The following is a 19326-nucleotide window of genomic DNA, read 5'->3' as shown; positions in this document are numbered from 1 at the left end:
ATCCCTCCATTAATCATCCATCGATTAGTAAGTTCCACAAAAACAATTGTTCACGCTGTATGGACATATCATTGTGATAAAATTCGCATAAAATCAACTTAATCTACAGACATTTTACCACCATTTACTTAAAACGTCCACATCACAAAGACACATTGTTAACGCTTTCAATCATTTTCCTTTTGCTATTGTCATCTTTCCTACTTTTTCCTTTTGTCGTAATTGGTAGACTCCTAGAAATGAAAAAACCACTATCCTGCTACTTGTGAGCAGATCGTGGCCTTTTCCTCATTTTTTTGCCTTTTGTGATTTTAAGATACCAGGCTTGGTGTCTATCGTGCGCACAAAACCGTTCGTTTCGAAGCGATGTGTCATCAAGGCCTCTACTGGTCTGCCGTTTTGAAAATGCTCTTCCACCAACATCTGGGCATCTTCTGGCGTCACGTTTTCATACCAGATTCCCTCGGGGTACACGATCATCACGCATGCGTCCTCACATCGTCCGTTGCAACGCGTGCGGGTTGTATGTACATAGTCATCCAAACCTGCGTCGGTAATCGCTTCGCGTATCGCTACCGTAACCTCTTCGCCACCCTTGCGCATACAGCTTCCACCATTACAGATCAGTACATGATGTTTGGTCTGAGATAAGTCCCATGTTGCCACTACAAATCCTCTCCGTTCTTGTCCAACATCCATCCACACTCCCCATCATGACGGTTTCTTGTTCAATTTGCAATTCCCAGAACGTTTGGTTTTTGATAGAATATATGTTCGTATACGATTTACAAATAGATTTTGGTGGTGAAAGCATGTCCGTTACCAAACAGCGCGATGCCTTGCAGCTTTTGCAAATAGTGGGCTCCTACCCCTGGTATGTCGAAAAGTTTATTGAGCATAAAAAATCTAAAAAGAATTCCCCCTCCACCTTGCTTGGATACCTTCGCGATTTCTCTTTTTTCTTTCGCTGGATGATGACAGAAGGATTGAGTACCGCGGCGGATATGAAGGACATTCCGTTAAGCGATTTGAATGACTTGAAGAAAGAAACGGTAGAAAGCTACATATTATACTTGCAGGAGTCGCATCTATATGAGCGATCCGCTTTGCTCTCGAACCCTACCAAAAGCGCGAAGAAAGAGTACAGCGACCGCACCATCAGCAGAAAAATATCAAGCCTGAAATCACTTTTTCATTACTTGTCTGCCCTCGCTGAGGATGAGAATGGGGAATCGTATTTGACGCGGAATGTACTCGCCAAAATCGAGCTGGAGATCACGGAGCTGACTCCCCTCGCACGCGCCCACGCCATTCGGGCAAAAATCCTGATTGACGACGAAATCTACCAGTTCGTCGATTTTGTCTACAACGGATATTTGGCCCATTGTGATACGGAAAAAAAGAAGCAGTATCACATGCAAAACCGTGACCGGGATACCGCCTTGATCGCGATGATTCTATCCGGCGGCTTCCGTGTGTCAGAGATCGTCAGTCTCGATCTATCCGACATTATTATGGAAAAAAACCAGTTGAAATTGATCCGCAAAGGAAAGAAAGAAGACGCTCCTTTTTTCAGTGACTGGGGAAAGGATTACTTAGCCAAATACTTGCAGCTGCGTGACAAATACAATCCCGAACCGCAAGAAGACGCTGTTTTTCTCGCTGTTTCTCCGACCAATCCGAATGGGCATCGGATTGAAGTGCGGTCTGTCCAAAAGCTGGTCAAAAAGTACGCCAAAGCATTCGGCATCCCCGATTTGTCTGTCCATAAGCTTCGTCACAGCTTTGCTACACAGTTTCTCCGCTTGAACCCCGACCCCCATCAGCTCCAAGCACAACTGGGGCACTCCAAAATTGAAACGACCATGCAGTATGCCCATGTCCTAGAAGATGCTTTGAGCAAGGCGGTGAATCGAACTACTTAAGCGATACGACAACAAAAACAAGTGACCAAATCTGCAAGCACACGTGTGCCACTGCCGACTGGTCACTTTTTTTCGATCATGATTTTTCCCCTTTACTCTACATCCCCGCTGACCTTTGCAAGTGTTCCGAGATTGATTTTCATAAAGTCTTCCGGTGATACACCTGACGCAAATTCTTCTGAAAGTTCGTCTAAGTCCGGAATAAGGCCGCCATCCGGGACGCCTTGATGACCTCCGCTGTTCCCCGATCAGGCAACGGGCCGCGCCAAATGCCTGCTTGATCTGTTCCATAGCAAATATCCCCTGCCATTTAGACAGGGGATTCCATCACATTCGATTATTTCGCTGCTCGTTTGGCAGTAGGAACAACGTATATCTGCTCGTTCTTTGCCAATGTACTCTCGCTTTGATCAATCACTTCCAATTCATTCATCCGGTCCAGCACAACCGCTTGCCGTTGTTTGGCCCGCTCCCAGTTCTTTACCGGTGAGTAACGCTCTGGTCCTTTCGGTAAAGAAGCCAGCATTGCCGCTTCTCCTAGTGTTACCGCTCGATCGCCTGGTTCTGTTGCTTTTTTTCCGAAGTAAAAGGGAACAGCCTCGCCAATCCCGTATTTTCCGTGCCCGAAATAAATGACGTTGAGGTACATTTCGAGCAGTTCCTTTTTGCTGTATCTCTGCTCCAATTGCAATGCGATCGCGATTTCTTTCACTTTTCTGGTCATCGTTTTGTCGTTCGTGAGAAACAGGTTCCGCGCCAACTGCATGGTGATTGTACTTCCGCCCTGCACGTAGGCACCTTCCTTAATATCGACCCAGATCGCTCGGCTCAATCCAATTGGGTCAACCCCTGGATGCTGCATAAACCGATGATCCTCTATCGCAACGAACGCCTTCCACACATGATCAGGCATTTCGTCCAGCTTTGCATAGCTGCTGGATTGCTGTATAGCAGCCAGCTTTTTTTCATCTATCCATATATTCCCTGTCCACGCAAGCACAATCGGCGCCAGGATGGCTGCCATCATGATCACGAGAAAACTGATACGCAGTCGTTTTTTCCAACGAACACCGAGTTTCTTCATGCTCTTGGGCATGCTCGCCGCTTCATACAAGTCGGTGTTTCTTCCTAATGGGATTGGAAGGTGGTTCATGCTGCATTCCCCCTTGCCTTGCTTCTACTCACATTGTAGGGGATGCGCGCATTTCGTCCCATCGAATCCACTTACAGCAATCTTACAATTTCGTAAGACAAACGATTGCCTACGAATGCTGATTTTGCTGTACCTCCAGCTGCCGCAGCTCGATCCGTCTGATTTTACCAGAGGTCGTCTTCGGCAGCTCCTGTACAAATTCGATTTTGCGCGGGTATTTATACGGCGCGGTTAATTGCTTGACATGATTTTGCAATTCGACGATCAACTCTTCGGACGGCTCATTCCCTTTTTTCAAGATCACAAAGGCTTTTACCACATGCCCACGCTCTGGATCTGGACTGGCAACCGCCGCACATTCCGCTACTGCCGCGTGCTTCACCAAGGCATCCTCGACCTCAAACGGACCAATCGTATATCCGCCTGAGATGATAATGTCGTCCGAACGTCCCTCGAACCAGATATAGCCATCTTCGTCCATGCGGCCTTGATCACCCGTCACGTACCAGTCGCCGCGAAACGCCCTGGCAGTGCGCTCGGGATCATCCAGATAGCCTTTGAACAGCGCTACCATATGGCGATCAATAGCAATATCGCCTACCTTGCCTACTGGCAGCTCCGCTCCTTCTTCGTCAATAATGGCGATCCTCACAACAGGTGAGGGCTTGCCCATTGAACCTGGCCTTGGCTCCATGCCGACAAAGGTACCTACCAGCAACGTGTTCTCTGTCTGTCCGTATCCATCTCGCACGGTCAACTGGAAGACGCGGCGGAATGTGTCGATCACTTCCCGATTGAGTGGCTCACCAGCCGAACATGCGGAGCGCAAGGCGGACAGCTTGTATTGATCCAGATCCGTTACTTTTGCCATGATTCTGTATTCGGTTGGCGTCGCACACAAGACAGAAACCGGATATTTTTGCAGAATCGTCAAATAATTCTCCGCGGAAAACTTTCCTTTATAGACAAACGCGGTCGCTCCCAGCCCCAACGTAGAGACAAACGGGCTCCAGATCCACTTGGCCCAACCTGGCCCAGCCGTTGCCCAAACCACGTCACCTTCGCGAACGTCCAGCCACTGCGTAGCCGCCACAGCCAAATGCGCAAACGGCCAACCATGAACGTGCATAACCCCTTTTGGTCCCCCAGTCGTTCCTGACGTATAAGACAGGAAAGCCAGCTCATCCGACTTCGTATTTACTACCTCAAATTCTGTGTCCTGCCCCTCGAACAACCCATTAAGCGAAATCCAACCTTCTTTCTCTTCGCCCGTCGTGATGTAGTGTTGCAGCGTAGAACAGTTGCCTCTCGTCAGATCAACCTCACTCATTGCTCCCGCGAAGCTGATCACAGCCTTGACTTTTGCATGATTGATCCGGTACTCGATATCTTTATAACGCAGCATCTCAGACCCTGGCAAAATCACTGCCCCCAGCTTTAGCAGTGCCAAATAGAGACCATAGGCCAACGTCCCTCGGGAAACCAGGACAAGTACCCGATCCCCATGCTCGATTCCAATGGACTCTAGACCATTCGCAATTTTGTTTGAATATTGGCGCAAATCTTCGTACGTAAGGATATGTTCTTGACCTTGTTCATCTAGCTCCCAAACCGCTCGTCTCTCCGGATGTTTTCTCGCCCATTCGTCTACTTGGGCAGCGAAGTTATAATTTTCTGGAAAGTTCAATTCCATAAGTACATCTCCACCTTTTCAAAGATTGATGAATAATAATTCGACATAACTATAATTCTCACCTTTTTCTTTCGACAAAAATGGGACAAAAAAAGGCCAACCTTTTGCATGGGTTGACCTCCTCTCTTTCATTTCGATCCCTCTACTTGCTCTGTGATCGTTGCAGCCTGTACGGAACGCTGTTTTCTTTTTTCCCTCCATTCTTGAAAGCTGCCGACAATACCGCTCGGAAAGCAGAGAACGACCAAAATATAGAGCAAGCCAAGGAAGATGACCCATCTCTCGAATATCGGGTGAAGCTTCGCCAACTCAGTCAGCCCGTGATGCGCGAGCTCTACGATCCCCGACCCCAAAATGGAGCCAAATAGCGTTCCCAGTCCACCGATCATGCTCATTAAGAGCGCATCCAGCGTCGTTTCAATTGAAAACACTTGGGTGTTTACGAATCGCAGCATAACCGCGTACAAGCCTCCACTAATCGCAGCTACCACTCCAGCGACGATGCTGACGATTACCTTATAATGAAGAATTTGATAGCCTAACGCTTCCGCACGTTGTTCATTTTGACCGATGGCTTTGAGTACCTTGCCGAGTGGAGAGCGAGTAAATGCCAGCAAGATGACGAACAGCATGACCATTAGGATCAGGCATACATAGTAAAAGGACAAACGATCACGAAACAGCTCCGGCACAGGGAAGGTGAAGCCATCCCCACCCATCGTCAGCGAGCGCCATTTTTCTGCCAATACGAATAGCAGCTGGGAAATCGCCAAGGTCAGCATCGCATAAAAATGGCTTTTCAAACGCAAGGACAGCATCCCAATCACGTAGCTGAGAATGCCGGAGAGAACGATCGCAACGAGTACCCCGAGCAAGAAATAACCGATCGTCGCATCAAAGTTTTTCAGGAATAACGAAACGGAGTACGCCCCAATTCCGAAAAACATACAGTGCCCGAACGAGACGATCCCCGTATAGCCGAGCAACAAATCAAAGCTCATGGCAAAAATCGCAAAGATAAAGATTTGGGTGAACAAGATGTACATGCTTCGCGAATCTGAAAGAAACGGCAAAACCGCCAAGGACAAAAACACAAACAGAATAAATCGATGGTTCAACAATCCGGATGTAGTCAACGCATGATCACCCCTTCGCTCCAAACAGGCCGGATGGTTTGATAAGCAGCACTGCCAGCATCAGTAGCATGTTCACTGCCAGTGAAAGCTCTGGAACGAAGTAAGCCATAAACGAGCCAAGCACCCCTACTAAAAGCGCCGCAACAATAGAGCCTTGAACACTTCCCATCCCACCGACAATGACGACGATGAATGCCAGAATCGCATACTGCATACCCATTTCCGCAAAAATAACCCCAGAATACGGTGCGAGCAGACTTCCTCCTAGCGCAGCCATGCCTGCCCCCAGCAAAAAGACGAAAGTAAACACTTGTTTAATATTGATGCCGAGTGCCTGCACCATTTCCTTATCGATGACGCCCGCTCGGACGATCAAGCCTAGTCTCGTTCTCGTCAACAACAGATGCAACCCGACGTACACAACTACTCCCACTGCGATGACAAACAAGCGATAAGTGATCAATATGATGTCGCCAAACTCGATGCTTCCTTGCAAATAATCTGGCAATACGGCCCGAATGGGATTGGGGCTCCAAAACACCTTGAGCAATTCACTGATCACGAGCATCCCGCCCAATGTCACGAGCAGTTGCTGAATGTGATCACCGTACACGGGACGGATCAGTACGCGCTCTAACACGAAACCGAGCAGCATCCCGATGACGACAGCACCGGCGATGGCCAGAAGAAAACTATCCGTCAATCCGAAAAGCCATACACCAGCAAAGGCTCCCCAAGCAAACAATCCACCGTGGGCAAAGTTCAACACACTCATTAAGCCAAAGATCAGCGTGAGCCCGGAAGCGAGCAAGAAAATGAGTATGCCTGTCGCCAGTCCATTTACAAGCAAATTAATCGCGACATCCATTTCATCCTCCCCCTCCCTGTTATACCCTCAGGCAATGCCCAAATATTTTTGTCGCGTATCTGCATCATCCTTCAACTCCTGCATCGCGCCACCGCGGACAATTTTCCCTTCATCCATCAAGTAGTACTGCTCGCCGATCATGCTGGCCATCATAAAGTTTTGCTCGACTAAAAGCACGGTCGTTTTCTGCTTCATCGATTCGATGTGGAACATGAGCTTTTCAACCATGATGGGCGCCAGCCCCTTGCTCGGCTCGTCAATTAACAAAAGTCCGTTGCTGTTCACATAAGCTCGTGCAATTGCCAGCATTTGCTTTTGACCTCCGCTTAAGTGCCCACTTTTCTTTTTCCAGTAGTGACGCAGGTCAGGGAATAGATCCAGCATCCAAGCGAGCTTTTCTTTTTGTTCGTCGTCATTTTTTTGCATGGCGAGCCGGAACGTCTCTTCTACCGTAAAATCATGAAAAATCCCTTGATTCTCCGGTACATAGCCAATTCCCTTACGCGCGATGGAATAGGTCGGCAGATGTCCGATTTCTTCTCCTCGATAGCGAATTTGGCCATGACGGATCGGGGCAAGCCCCATGATGGAACGTAGCGTCGTTGTTTTGCCCGCTCCGTTTCGACCAAACAAAACGGTAATACTGCCTGCTCGCACAGACAGCGAGACACCCTGCAAGATGTGAAACTGGTCGAGGTACGTTTCGATGTGATCAAGTTGCAGCATCATGCTTATACAACCCTCCCAAATAGGCTGACTGCACCTGTTCATTTCGCATCATGTCAGTCGGTGTCCCCTCAGCCAATAGCTCTCCATGAAACAGAACGACCATGTGATCGGAGAGTGATTTGACCATGTCCATCTTGTGTTCGATTAGGATGATCGTGCAGGTATTGCTTTCCTTAATCGATTCGATCACTTTCAATACAGCTGGGACTTCCTCCAACGAAATCCCCGCCGTCGGTTCGTCGAGCAAGAGAACATCTGGACGCAGTCCGAGGAGCATGGCTAGCTCCAGCTTTCGTTTCTCCCCGTGCGCCAATAGGCTTGCCAGCACATTTGCCTTTTTCTCCAGCAAAACCAGATGCAGCAATCGCTCCACTTCCTCTGCCTGTCGCATCTGATCTGCCTGGGAAATCCATAAGCGAAACCGAATGCCCTGTGCCGCTTGAACAGCCAAGCGAATATTTTCCCGCACCGTGAGCTTGGGAAACAGGTTCGTCAATTGAAACGATCGGCCAATCCCCAATCTCGTTCGTGCTGCTGGGGGCAAGTGTGTAATGTCCTGACCCTTGTATTTGATTTTTCCTTGCGAAGGAATAAGCTGCCCGCTTAACAAGTTAAACAACGTCGTCTTTCCGGCTCCATTCGGTCCGATGATCGAAGTAAATCGCTGCTTTGGTATGCTTAGCGATACCTTGTTTATGACTGTTTGCTCCCCGAATGCTACGCTGAGGTCAACCGTTTCCAACAAGTAACTCATCACACACCTCCTCTACTTCTGGTTCCTGACAGGTGGTGCTGTTTCTTCCATCGTCATCTCCCGGACGAGTACAGGCACAGGGTGATCGACTCCGTCTTTTTTCTCCAGCTTGATCGCGTACAACGTTTGCAGTGCCTGATGATCCTCCGCCCGGAACTGCATCTGGCCCTTCGGCGTATCAAAGGTCATGCCTTCCATCGCAGCAATCAGCTTCTCCGAATCCGTATCGGCGTTCGTCTTTTTCAGTGCTTCCACAATCGCTACGGCTGCCGTCATCCCGCCTGCCGTAAACAAATCTGGAATCTCGCCGTTAAAACGCTTTTTGTGCTCATCGATGAGCCAGTCGTTCATTTTCGTTTTCGGGAGCGAATGGTAATACACCGAGAAGCCTTCCATCCCGATCATTGCCTCCATCGTTTTCAATGCAGCGATATCAGGCGCTCCCGTAGACACCTTGATGCCTTTTTGCTGGACCTGCATATCTTGAAGCTGTTTCCACGGGGAGTTCGAGCCTGCCCACGTGATGAACACGTATTCGGGTTTGGCGCTGATGATTTTTTGGATGTTGGCTGTAAAATCAGTCGTGTTTGTGTCCACGTATTGTTCTTCGATAATGACAGCCCCTAATTTTTCAGCAGCGGTCTTAAAGGCTTCAATCCCTTCTCGACCGTAGGCGCTGTCTTGAGCCATCGTCGCGATCTTCGTTCCTTTCGAAGCAATCGCCGCAGCACCAGCAACTGCGTCCTGCGAAGAATTTCGCCCCGTGCGGAAAATGTATTTGTTCCAGTTTTTCCCGGTGATACTATCTGCTACAGCCGGTTCTACGACCATGATTTTTTTGTACTCTTCTGCCAGGGGAAGGACAGCTAGCGTATCGCCTGAACTCGAGGAGCCTACGAGAAAATCTACCTTGTCTGTCTCCAGGAGCTTCGTCGCTTTTTGGACGGCGACATCTGGTTTCGTCTCCGTATCCTCCAAGACAAACTCGATCTTTTTGCCAGCAATCTCTCGCTTGCCCTCTGTTGCATAATCGAGTCCGAGCTCAAAACCTCTTGCCGTCTGCTTGCCGTAGCTCTCCAATGGTCCCGTGAGCGAAGCGAGTACGCCTACCTTGATCGTATTGCCCCCACCAGATGAAGCGCTTTCATTTTGGCTGCAACCAACAGCAAGCACGACAGACATCACTAGCGGGAGCAACATTTTCCATCCTCTTTTTTTCACGCCAGTCCCTCCTCGAAAGTCAAAATGTTCATTGCGATTCGGCTAACCATTCCAGTACGGTTGCGGCCCACGTATACCCTGTTCCAGCACTGACAGCTACGACAATATCCCCTGGGGCAAGACGTCCCTCTTGCTGTGCGACATGCAGTCCAATACACGGATCGAGTGCAGACAAATGCCCGTAATGATCGAGATAGACGGCCTGCTCCTCGCTCAGCTGCAAACGTTCCAGCAGCTCCATGAACATCGAACGCTTTGTGTGCAAAGGAAGCAGCAGTTTCAAATCCCCCAAGGAACGATTGCTTTTTGCCAATGCCTGCTCTACCACATGGACAAAGTTCGGTATCGAGATGGGATCCAGTCGTTCTTTCATGTCGCTCGGATTCGGTACATCGATGAAGTGGAGTCTGTTTTCCACTGTTTCATGACTAGGTTTGTGCTTCGAGCCGCCTGCGGGTACCCTTATATCATCGTGAAAAGAACCATCGGTAATGACACAGCTGTGGAGAATTCTGCTCTTTGTAGCACCACGCTTTACGAGAGCTGCTGTCCCCCCATCTGCAAAATTAAACATGAAGCGCGAGCGAGGATTATCGTAATCGACGATTTGTGATTCTTTACAGCCAGCAACCAGCAGGATGTTTTCAATGGATGCATCTGCCGTCAGCATATCTTTGGCGACCTTCAAAGCGATTGGAAAGCACGAGCTGACATTCATCATCTCGAATCCGTATGCGTTTGTCGCTTTTAGTTCGTATGTAATCTTCGGTGCGCTGGACCATACATAGTAATCTTTGTGCGGACTGCCGAAGTAAATAATGACGTCAATCTCAGATGGATCGATCACTGAGCTGGTCAGCTGTTGGGCAGCGAGCACAGCGAGGTCTGATGCATGAAGGGTGTCATCTGCGACATGCTTTTGATATAGACCGAATTTTTCGATAATAACTCGCGTGGGGATTCCAGTCTTTTCAGCCAATCGTTCAGCTGTTTCTATTCCCTCTGGAAAAAAAACGGACGTCGCTTCCACTCCGATGGTCTGTTCGTGGATCGTATTCGCTTCAAGATGATTCATACTTTCGCTCCTTCCTTCGGTACGAGCATCGTCGCTGTTCCAGTCAGAACTACTTTTCCATGCTGATTCGTGCATTCCGTAAGCAAGCGGATGATGCCCCGCTCTTCCTGATATTCCAGCACGGTGGCGGTTGCAGTGATCGTGTCTCCGATCAGTACCGGAGCCGTAAACTGAATGGTCTGGTCTTTGTAAATGGAACCGATGCCAGGCAGCTGCATCCCGAGCAATCTGGATAACATGCTCGCCGTCAACAGTCCATGTGAGATACGTTGGCCGAACCGCGTGTCTTTTGCGTACTGCTGGTCGATGTGCACGGGATTGTAATCCCCACTCATTCCCGCAAACAGGACGATATCTGTTTCGGTAATGGTTCTGCTAAATGATGCTTGCTCCCCAATTTCAAATCTGCCCATGCGAATCACCTCATTGTGTAATGGAATCGGTCTTCAATCTGGTCAATGCTTGCTTGACGATTTTGCCTGTTGCATTGCGTGGCAGCTCGGTCAGAAATACGAATGACTTCGGGATTTTATACTTCGCCAATCTTTGCTCACAGTGGGCTTTGATGTATGCCTCCGTGAGGACTGCTCCTGCTTTGGGCACGATAAAAGCCTTCGCGACTTCTCCCCATTTTTCATCGGGTACACCGACGACTGCGGCTTCCTGAACGCCATCCAGCTCGCCGATGACCTGTTCCAGCTCCAGCGGATAAATGTTCTCTCCGCCTGAGATAATCATGTCTTTGCGCCTTCCTACGATATAGGCGAACCCTTCTTCATCAAAACGAGCCAAATCCCCTGTGTACAACCACCCTTCCCGGATGGTCTTGGCTGTTTCTTCTGGTCTGTTCCAGTATTCCTTCATCACATTGGGACCTTTGACGAGCAGTTCTCCGATTTCGCCTTGACCCACATCTTTTCCGTCATCCGAGATCAGGCGGACTTCACAAAACATGACGGGCTTGCCGATTGAGCCTGCTTTTCTTTTTGCATCTTCCTTCGCAATCATAAACACGGTGGGGGATGTTTCTGTCAGGCCGTATCCTTGTCCAAAAGGGAGGCCCCGCTCCTGAAAATGCTGGATGAGTTCCATGGGGCATGGAGCGCCGCCGTTGTAAAACCAACGGACGGAATTGAATGATGTGGTAGCAAACAAGGGACTTTGACGAATGGCTTCATGGATGGCGGGCACACCCATCACAATGGTGACTTGGTGTGCTTCGATTAGTTGAATCGCTTTATCAGGTTCGAACTTCCCGGCGACAACGACGCGCCCGCCAGCAAGCCATGTAGGGAAGGCAAACAGTCCGATTCCCCCGATATGAAAGAGTGGCAACAAGACAATCGAGCAGTCTTCTGAGGTGAGATCAAGCGCGGCTACATTGTGTACGGAGTTCCAGAACATATTTTCTTGAGTGAGCACTGCTCCCTTAGGCTTTCCTGTCGTTCCTGATGTATAGCAAATGATGTATGGATCGTCTCCACTGCCGTCTTCTGCTCCGTTCCTACTGTGCTGGGATGACTCATTCGGACCATCCTGGCTCCAAGGGAGTTCGCCCGGTTCCAGCCATATCATATGCTCAACACTGGCCTTCCCTTTGATTAGCTCAATGGTGGCAGCGAACTCGGGCTGGGCACATAACACGCGGATACCACTATCCTCAAACTGATAGTCTAATTCTGCAGGGGTCAAGCGGATATTAAAGGGGACGGCAATCGCACCGAGTTTGGCGATGGCAAACAGCAAGAGCACATACTCCAAACTGTTTTGGGACAAAATGCCGACCCGGTCCCCCTTTTTGACCTGCAGCTCATGTCGTAAATAGTTGGCAAGACGTTGGAGCTGTTCATTCATTTGCTGATAAGTAAGTGATTGATCGTTGGCAATCACTGCGATCCGCGTTGGAGTGATTCGGGCTCGCTTTTCAATCCAATAAGCAATTCCGTGCATGAACTCTACTCCTTTGCCTATAAAATGGATCGGTTATGGCTTGACAGCAATCCCTTTCATAATCATCGACATGGCTGTTTCTAACACCTCATCAGGAACGTCTTCATTTTCCCAGTACACCCAACGCATCCCGATGAATTGTCCGATCGACATGAGGCAGTAAGCCAGCGTCTCATGATCCATCTCTCGAAACGCCCCTTCGTTCATGGCGTTCTTCAGACTTCGTACGTACCCCGCTGCCAGTTTGGCGTAATACCAGCGATACAGCTCCTGATCGACGAGTGCAGCCTGTTGAATAATGCTGTACATGTTGCGATGATGCTTGATCCAACGAAAAAAGGCCAGAAATCCCAGTCGCAAATTCTCTTCTTGCGTGGGTGCTCCCATGATCGCTTCTTTGATCGTCGAACGTAGCTCTCTACTCAGCTGCCTGATCAATTCATCATAAATCGCTTTCTTCGACTCGAAATAATTGTAAAACGTTCCTTGGGACACCTGTGCATACTGCGTGATCAAGACGATAGATGCATCATAATAACCCAGCTCGCCAAACACATGCTCTGCGGCATCCAGTATTTTTTTGCGGGTTTCCTGTCCTTTTTTGGTCAAAACAGGGGTAGGCAAACTATTTTCTGACACCTGAATCACCTCTCAGTTTTTATTATATGTATAATTCTAAATATTACAACATATTTTATTCTCTATTTTTCTGCGAGAAGATTATTGCCAATAATTGACGCGAAACGATTTGAACAAACAAGCGTCTCTATTCATACAGAAGCTACATACAAAAAAGCTCCCATGCGAACGCACGAGAGCTAAATAAACCATATAGAGCTTGTCTGATTAAAGAACGCGCTTGGCTTTTACCACACGCTTTTCCCAGTTTGTCCCATCATACTTGGAGTAAGTCACGCCCGGACTGCCATACGTGTGCAAAATTTTCCCGTTACCCACGTAAATCGCAACGTGTGTGATTCGGTCAGAAGAGCTGTTGACAGATGCCTTCATGAAAACCAGATCGCCTTTTTGCAGATCATTTTTAGAAACGGTTTTCCCTACAGTAGATTGCTGGCGGGAATCGCGCGGCAGTGTAATGCCCGCTTCTTTAAACACACGTTGTGTAAAGGAAGAGCAGTCGAACGTTTTGGTTGTGCTGCTGCTGGAACCGTATTTGTACTTTGTGCCCAAATACTTTTCGCCATTTTTGATCACTTGGTCGGCAATATTGCTTACTGGCGGTTCTGGCTTGCTAGGAGAAGTCTCGGAAGAGTCTGTTTCCTCAATAATACGACGAGCCCCTACAAATTTGTTACTGTACTCCGAATATGTTTTTAAAACTACCTCGTCTTCCCCTTGCGAAGAATAGACGAATTGGTCACCGCCTATGTATATTCCCATAAAAGTTGGGCTGCCGCTTCCGCTGGAGGCGAAGAACACCAAATCCCCTGGCTCCACGCTTTTTTCGGATACTTTCTTCCCAGTCTTGTACAGGCTAGAGATTGTGCTCCCAATGGAAATCCCTACTTGTTTGTACGCATACGTAGCCAGCTCCGCAGATCCGAATTGCTTCGGTCCCTTTGCTTTGTACTGGTAATCCTTCCCAATCAAAGAAATAGCAACATTTGCAATCTCTGACTGTTTTGAATCTTGTGTCTTAGCGGCCACTTCTCCAACTTGACCACCCATTAACAGGGACGTACTCAGCATGACTGCTACTGTTGACTTCATTACCCAATCTCGTTTCGTCACTTTCTTTTCCTCCTTGTCATGTTGTGGCACCCGTCTTGGGTACATGGACAGAATAGCGCAGGAGGAAACGGGAGGATAAGACCGTAAAATTTTCCAGTAGTGGAATTGGTAGCATGGGACTAGTCAGAAAACGGGGTGCAAAGTAGACGGTTGCTACTTCTTAGTTCCATGGAACCATAAAGGTTACAAAACGGTTTCAAAGATAGTTTTCTTCGCGAAAAAACGGCATTTCACACGGCTTCCCGCATAATTGTTACTCGTTGAATGCATGCCCTGGCCCCAAACAAAAACCATCTTCTGCTTGTTTCTGTCAGAAGATGGTCCTTGATTCGTACTTATTTCATTTTAGCCGTAAACTGCCCCCAAGTCTCTTCTCCCCACTTGAGAGTGAGGACATCTCCATCCGTAACAGGTCCAACCCCCGCTGGCGTACCTGTGTAAATGATATCCCCTTGATCTAGTCCGAGATGCTCGGAAATATAGGCAATCATCGTTTCCAAATCAAATATCACATCACGCAAATTGCCGCGTTGTACTTGCTCTCCATTTTTCAACAAGGAGAAATCAGTTTGGTGCAGCTCATGAATACCAGGGAAAGGATGAAAAGACGTCAAAATAGCTGAATTTTTAAACCCTTTTGCCAACAACCATGGATGCCCAGCTTTTTTCAGCTCGCTCTGAACATCCCGTAAAGTAAAGTCGATCCCGAGTGCTATTTTATCAATCATCTCATCAAGTGTAGCTCCAGCCTCATACGGTCTCGCGATGTGAATCACAAGCTCCGCCTCATAATGGAGCTCTCCACGAGATGCCGGAAGCTCAATGGCCTCTCCATTTGCCAATGCAAGCGCATGTGTTGGCTTATCAAAAATCATTGGCTTGGTTGGCACATCGTTCCCCAACTCCGCGGCATGCAATCGATAGTTGCGACCGATACAGTAAATATTTTTGACTGACTCCATTTTGTCCTCTCCTTTGGTGGCTGTCTCTTTTTTCACTATATCATGGCTGCACGGCGTATTACAGCTTGTCTTGTTCATCCTCTTCCATGCAGTTTCCATAGCCAGGCCAAAGGCGGGCATTTCCTCGCGCTTCTACTTCAATCACGGTATCACATATGGATTCCAGCGCACTCTCCAGATCCATCTCTTGCTCAGAGCTCCAGGAAAATTCGTAATGAAAAATCACTTGCTGCTCTGTCGCTTCAGAGAGGACAAAGGCAAACTGCTGCTGTTGTTCCACGACATGCTTTCTGGCTTCAACCGTTGCCTGTACCGAGAACAAACCATCCCATTCAGCAACCATATATGTAGAAGTGACATCAATCCACAGGGAGGGAGTATCATTCGTTCGCCGAAAAATAACAGAGTCCTCCCGATAAAACCCGTAGCCAGAGGGCAGCGCACCCGAGAGCTTGAATGGGATTCCTACCGGCAAATCATTTGGCTTCAATGCGTGGACAAGTCTCCCAGGCAATAGATAACAACCATCCTGCTGGCGATCTAACCGTTCTCCCATGACGAGAACCTCTTGATTGTGTGAATCCCCTGTCACCTGAACGAACATCACGGCACCTCCCTCTAGAACAGTATGGTCAGGAATGCATGACTCAAAACCAAAAGACCATCCATTTTTTTCCTGACGAAATACCGAAAAAAACAGGGTTCATCCATAGGATGCCCCCTTTATTCCTTCTAAGCTACGCACGTATAATCGCAATCACAACATGTTCGTCATCATATGATTTTGCTTTGATTTTCACAGGGAAATCATTCAGGTTGGTAAATTTAAAATCCATATAGCCATACGCTACTGTGGCATCTTGCCCCACTGGCACGTATCCCACAGATTTGCTGTGGTTATGTCGCTCCACCATGGTCATGCCCGCTTCCGCAGCTGCATTGTAAAGCGTACTGGAAACCTGACAAATCCCGCCTCCATAGTCATCGACGAGCTGGCCGTTCTGAATAACCCCGGCCTTTTGCCAACCATCCTCTGGCAAGTTCGAATTGCCCACTACCTCATTGAATGAGAAAACCTCTTGCGGCTTGATTTTTTCATTATGAATCTTGCTCAATGCTTGCTTGATATTATGCTTACGCGCATCTGTGCTGTCTTTCATCGATGAGTAAAAAAAGCCGAGAACCTCCTCTTCCTTGAGGTCCATCTTGTCCACATACTTTTCCTGTAGCTTTTCCTGCAACTCGATAGCAGGAGATAACGGATCCACTTGTAATGCCATTGCACGCTCAGGCGCGTAGTTCATACCGAGCGAGAACACGAGAGCCACTGTTGCCATACTGATCGGCCAATGCCGAACTTTTTTCATTTCTGCTTCCTCTCCCACATTTGTTGATCGATTTACTGACGCTACACCTTGACTCTAACAATGTACCGTATGGGAAAAGCGCCTATCAACCTGCAAATGTTGGGCTTTTTGTCCTACATTAGGTTCTACTCGTCATCCTCATCGATAACCCCAAGGGCTTTGTTCTTTTCTTTAAAGCGCTGGTTATGGGACGAAACGTACGCCATCCGATCTGCTACCGGGTCTATGTGCAATTTCGCACTATTTACGGCCACAGCCGCATCTGTGAATGCTCCGGCAATCAGCGTAATCTTGCTGTCAAAGCTCGCAAAATCTCCCGCCGCAAAAATCCCTGGCAGATTCGTTGCCAGACGAGGACTGACAAACACGTTCCACTCATCCATGTCCAAGCCCCACTCTTTAATCCCGGTGAAGTCGGCCTTCAATCCGTGATTGACGATGATGGCGTCTACATCGATTTGTTCCGTTTCGTCTGTCTCCAGATGACGTATCGTCACTTTATCAATGGTTTCTTTGTCTGAGCTTTGCAATTGCGTGACCGCATACGGGGTGCGAACGATCGCAGAGGACTCTTTCATGCGCTTCACATTCCGCTCATGTCCACCAAATACATCACGGCGATGCACAACGGTTACGGACGCTGCGATTTGCACTAGTTCATTTGCCCAATCGACCGCGGAGTCGCCGCCCCCTGAGATGAGAACGCGCTTACCACGGAATGGCTCCAGTTCCTGCACTGTATAATGAAGATTTGTCACCTCGTAGCGCTCGGCTCCTTCGATCTCCAGCTTTGCCATTTTCAAAATACCTCGACCCAAAGCCAGTATGATCGTGCGGGTCCAATGCCGTCTCCCCGATTTTGCAACGAGTATGTACGTTCCATCTTCTTGTGGCTCTAGTCCAATGATCGCCTCGCCCAGGACGATGGTGGGATCAAATGTCTTCGCTTGCGCCACCAGATTGGCAATCAGCTTTTCGCATAGCTGTGGTGGCACACCGCCTACATCCCAGATCATTTTTTCTGGATAGATCAACATTCGTCCACCGAGCTCTTCTTTCGCTTCAATGAGTTTCGTCTTCATATCACGCATTCCGCTATAAAAGGCAGCGTACATCCCTGCAGGACCACCGCCAATAATGGTTACATCAAACAGCTCCAACTGTTCTCCCACAACTACCCCTCCACTGTCTTTCCTGTTTGTTTATGAATCATCAATCATATTATTGAAAATGAGATTCATTATCACAATGTGATTGTAATGGAAAATGGAGGAGGATTCAACATTCAAGAAAAAATAAAAAGGTTCGTAAATAGCTTCTTCAGCCAATTTACGAACCTGTTGTTTGCCATATGGTGCGGTCGAGAGGACTTGAACCTCCACGGTGTTGCCACCACTAGAACCTGAATCTAGCGCGTCTGCCAATTCCGCCACGACCGCATAAAAATGGTGCCGGCAATAGGACTTGAACCCACAACCCCCTGATTACAAGTCAGGTGCTCTACCAATTGAGCTATACCGGCACATTTCGTGAAACTATGTAATTCGCACATTCTAGAGATAGAATGGCGGAGCTGACGGGACTCGAACCCGCGACCTCCGGTGTGACAGACCGGCGTGAACTCCAACTTCACCACAGCTCCATGTGGTTTTTGTCTCCAGCTCGTGGCGACTTCTGTAATATAGCACGATCCTATCTCCTGATGCAATAGTTTTTAAAAAAATAGTGAAAGATTATTTTTTTCATAGATTTACCAACCAAAATCCGATAGAATTTTAGCTAGATATGCAGATTTTAGTAGATTGGTGGAGACGATGACATGAAAAAGACTTCGAGGCTACTCACCTTCCTCGCCCTCTTCACTCTGCTGCCTACTGCTGCCCATGCTTCCTCATCGGCATATGTGGTATCAGCAGGTGATACGTTGAGCAAGATCGCACGCGAGCATCAGGTAACAGTGGATCAAATCATTCAATGGAACGAATTGAATGATGATAGATTGTCGATTGGACAGACTTTGTCTATTCATGGGGCAAACACTTCTGACTCTGTTGCGCCTGACATTCCTTCCGATGTAGCTGTCGATCAGAATGATAACGCTACCACTGAGCCTAAAGAACTAACGGCTGGAGAAAAAGCCCGCGTCTCTGGCGATGTGCTGAATGTGCGTAAAAAACCATCGACTGACGCAAAAGTTTTAGGCAAGCTAAGATTCGGTTCCATTGTAGAAGTCGTAGAAACGGGTAGTGAATGGACGAAAATCGAATTCGAAGATCGTGAAGCATACGTTGCTACAGAGTTCCTTAGTCCAAATCTCACTTCTACCGTTTCGCTGCCTGCCGAAGTAAATGCAGAAGATCTGGGTCGAATGAAGGACATTTTTGAGCCATTGCTCAATACACCATACGTCTTAGGCGGAACTACTCCGAATGGCTTTGATTGTAGTGGCTTTACTTCATACGTTTTTGAACAGCTTGGGGTTACACTTCCACGCACTTCTGAAGATCAATTCCGTGGCGGTCAAGAAGTATCACTGGATCAAGCACAGCCTGGTGACCTCTTGTTCTACGATTCGCTTGGAAAAGGACGCGTGTCCCACGTAGCGATCTATTTGGGTAATGGAACGATCGTGCATGCGAATGGCGAAGATGTTCGCTATGGCAAAGTCGAGTACATGCACAAGCTCTACCCGTTTTACGGCGTGAAGCGTTACGCTAATTTCCAGTAAGCTTTCCTACACA

At 48.2% G+C, this 19326-nt stretch carries 19 protein-coding genes and 3 tRNA genes; 2 read left to right on the top strand and 20 right to left on the bottom strand.

The window, feature by feature from the left end:
- Positions 1-288: 288 nt before the first annotated feature.
- Positions 289-666 (bottom strand): (2Fe-2S) ferredoxin domain-containing protein, encoded by a 378-nt coding sequence (locus tag FB479_RS12375; protein WP_106653160.1) that lies wholly within the window; start codon positions 664-666, stop codon positions 289-291.
- A gap of 146 nt (positions 667-812) precedes the next feature.
- Between FB479_RS12375 and xerS the strand changes: the two genes are divergently transcribed.
- Positions 813-1925, top strand: coding sequence for a tyrosine recombinase XerS (xerS, locus tag FB479_RS12370; protein ID WP_142065338.1), 1113 nt, complete (start codon positions 813-815; stop codon positions 1923-1925).
- A gap of 337 nt (positions 1926-2262) precedes the next feature.
- Here xerS and FB479_RS12360 read toward each other — a convergent pair whose 3' ends face one another.
- The 19 genes from FB479_RS12360 to FB479_RS12270 all read right to left on the bottom strand — a co-directional run bounded on the left by FB479_RS12360 (position 2263) and on the right by FB479_RS12270 (position 18227).
- The gene (locus FB479_RS12360; RefSeq protein WP_142065336.1) at positions 2263-3078 is read right to left on the bottom strand and encodes a transglycosylase domain-containing protein; all 816 of its coding nucleotides are present in this window, start codon (positions 3076-3078) and stop codon (positions 2263-2265) included.
- 109 nt (positions 3079-3187) lie between these two features.
- Positions 3188-4771: an acetate--CoA ligase gene (locus FB479_RS12355; RefSeq protein WP_142065334.1), complete on the bottom strand. Its 1584-nt coding sequence runs from the start codon at positions 4769-4771 to the stop codon at positions 3188-3190.
- A 128-nt stretch (positions 4772-4899) separates the two neighbouring features.
- Positions 4900-5907, bottom strand: coding sequence for a branched-chain amino acid ABC transporter permease (locus FB479_RS12350; protein ID WP_142065332.1), 1008 nt, complete (start codon positions 5905-5907; stop codon positions 4900-4902).
- Between the two features lie 7 nt (positions 5908-5914).
- Positions 5915-6775: a branched-chain amino acid ABC transporter permease gene (locus FB479_RS12345; RefSeq protein ID WP_106653127.1), complete on the bottom strand. Its 861-nt coding sequence runs from the start codon at positions 6773-6775 to the stop codon at positions 5915-5917.
- A gap of 27 nt (positions 6776-6802) precedes the next feature.
- On the bottom strand, positions 6803-7504 hold the full coding sequence (locus FB479_RS12340) for an ABC transporter ATP-binding protein (protein ID WP_142065330.1): 702 nt from the start codon (positions 7502-7504) through the stop codon (positions 6803-6805).
- On the bottom strand, positions 7488-8258 hold the full coding sequence (locus tag FB479_RS12335; RefSeq protein WP_142065328.1) for an ABC transporter ATP-binding protein: 771 nt from the start codon (positions 8256-8258) through the stop codon (positions 7488-7490). The genes FB479_RS12340 and FB479_RS12335 overlap by 17 nt, the downstream gene beginning before the upstream one ends.
- A 12-nt stretch (positions 8259-8270) precedes the next feature.
- Entirely contained in the window at positions 8271-9440 is a 1170-nt protein-coding gene (locus FB479_RS12330; protein ID WP_370511685.1) for a substrate-binding domain-containing protein, read from the bottom strand.
- Between the two features lie 67 nt (positions 9441-9507).
- Positions 9508-10554 carry a 3-oxoacyl-ACP synthase gene (locus tag FB479_RS12325; protein WP_106653123.1) on the bottom strand — a complete coding sequence of 349 codons (1047 nt, stop codon included), beginning with the start codon at positions 10552-10554 and terminating at the stop codon, positions 9508-9510.
- Positions 10551-10967, bottom strand: a complete 417-nt coding sequence (locus FB479_RS12320; protein WP_142065324.1) for a MaoC family dehydratase — start codon at positions 10965-10967, stop codon at positions 10551-10553. Before FB479_RS12320 ends, FB479_RS12325 begins: the two co-directional genes overlap by 4 nt.
- A gap of 10 nt (positions 10968-10977) precedes the next feature.
- Positions 10978-12504, bottom strand: a complete 1527-nt coding sequence (locus FB479_RS12315) for an o-succinylbenzoate--CoA ligase (protein ID WP_142065321.1) — start codon at positions 12502-12504, stop codon at positions 10978-10980.
- Between the two features lie 33 nt (positions 12505-12537).
- Positions 12538-13143, bottom strand: a complete 606-nt coding sequence (locus tag FB479_RS12310) for a TetR/AcrR family transcriptional regulator (RefSeq protein ID WP_142065319.1) — start codon at positions 13141-13143, stop codon at positions 12538-12540.
- A gap of 207 nt (positions 13144-13350) precedes the next feature.
- Positions 13351-14256: a C40 family peptidase gene (locus FB479_RS12305; protein WP_142065317.1), complete on the bottom strand. Its 906-nt coding sequence runs from the start codon at positions 14254-14256 to the stop codon at positions 13351-13353.
- A 335-nt stretch (positions 14257-14591) separates the two neighbouring features.
- Complete coding sequence (locus tag FB479_RS12300) at positions 14592-15218, bottom strand: fumarylacetoacetate hydrolase family protein (protein WP_142065315.1); 627 nt, start codon at positions 15216-15218, stop codon at positions 14592-14594.
- A gap of 58 nt (positions 15219-15276) precedes the next feature.
- A complete protein-coding gene (locus FB479_RS12295) occupies positions 15277-15822 on the bottom strand; it encodes a hypothetical protein (protein ID WP_106653117.1) in 546 nt (181 codons plus the stop codon).
- A 133-nt stretch (positions 15823-15955) separates the two neighbouring features.
- The gene (locus tag FB479_RS12290; RefSeq protein WP_142065313.1) at positions 15956-16585 is read right to left on the bottom strand and encodes a VanW family protein; all 630 of its coding nucleotides are present in this window, start codon (positions 16583-16585) and stop codon (positions 15956-15958) included.
- A 125-nt stretch (positions 16586-16710) separates the two neighbouring features.
- Positions 16711-17757, bottom strand: coding sequence for an NAD(P)/FAD-dependent oxidoreductase (locus FB479_RS12285; protein ID WP_106653115.1), 1047 nt, complete (start codon positions 17755-17757; stop codon positions 16711-16713).
- 180 nt (positions 17758-17937) lie between these two features.
- Positions 17938-18024 (bottom strand) — tRNA-Leu (locus FB479_RS12280).
- A 7-nt stretch (positions 18025-18031) separates the two neighbouring features.
- Positions 18032-18107, bottom strand: a tRNA-Thr gene (locus FB479_RS12275).
- Between the two features lie 43 nt (positions 18108-18150).
- Positions 18151-18227 (bottom strand) — tRNA-Asp (locus FB479_RS12270).
- A 177-nt stretch (positions 18228-18404) separates the two neighbouring features.
- Between FB479_RS12270 and FB479_RS12265 the strand changes: the two genes are divergently transcribed.
- On the top strand, positions 18405-19313 hold the full coding sequence (locus FB479_RS12265) for a C40 family peptidase (protein WP_106653113.1): 909 nt from the start codon (positions 18405-18407) through the stop codon (positions 19311-19313).
- Positions 19314-19326 lie beyond the last annotated feature (13 nt).

This window comes from Brevibacillus sp. AG162 (assembly GCF_006715575.1).
GTDB classification, from domain to species: domain Bacteria; phylum Bacillota; class Bacilli; order Brevibacillales; family Brevibacillaceae; genus Brevibacillus; species Brevibacillus brevis.
Note: the sequence above shows the minus strand (reverse complement) of the source record. Positions and strands in the feature narration are given on the sequence as shown.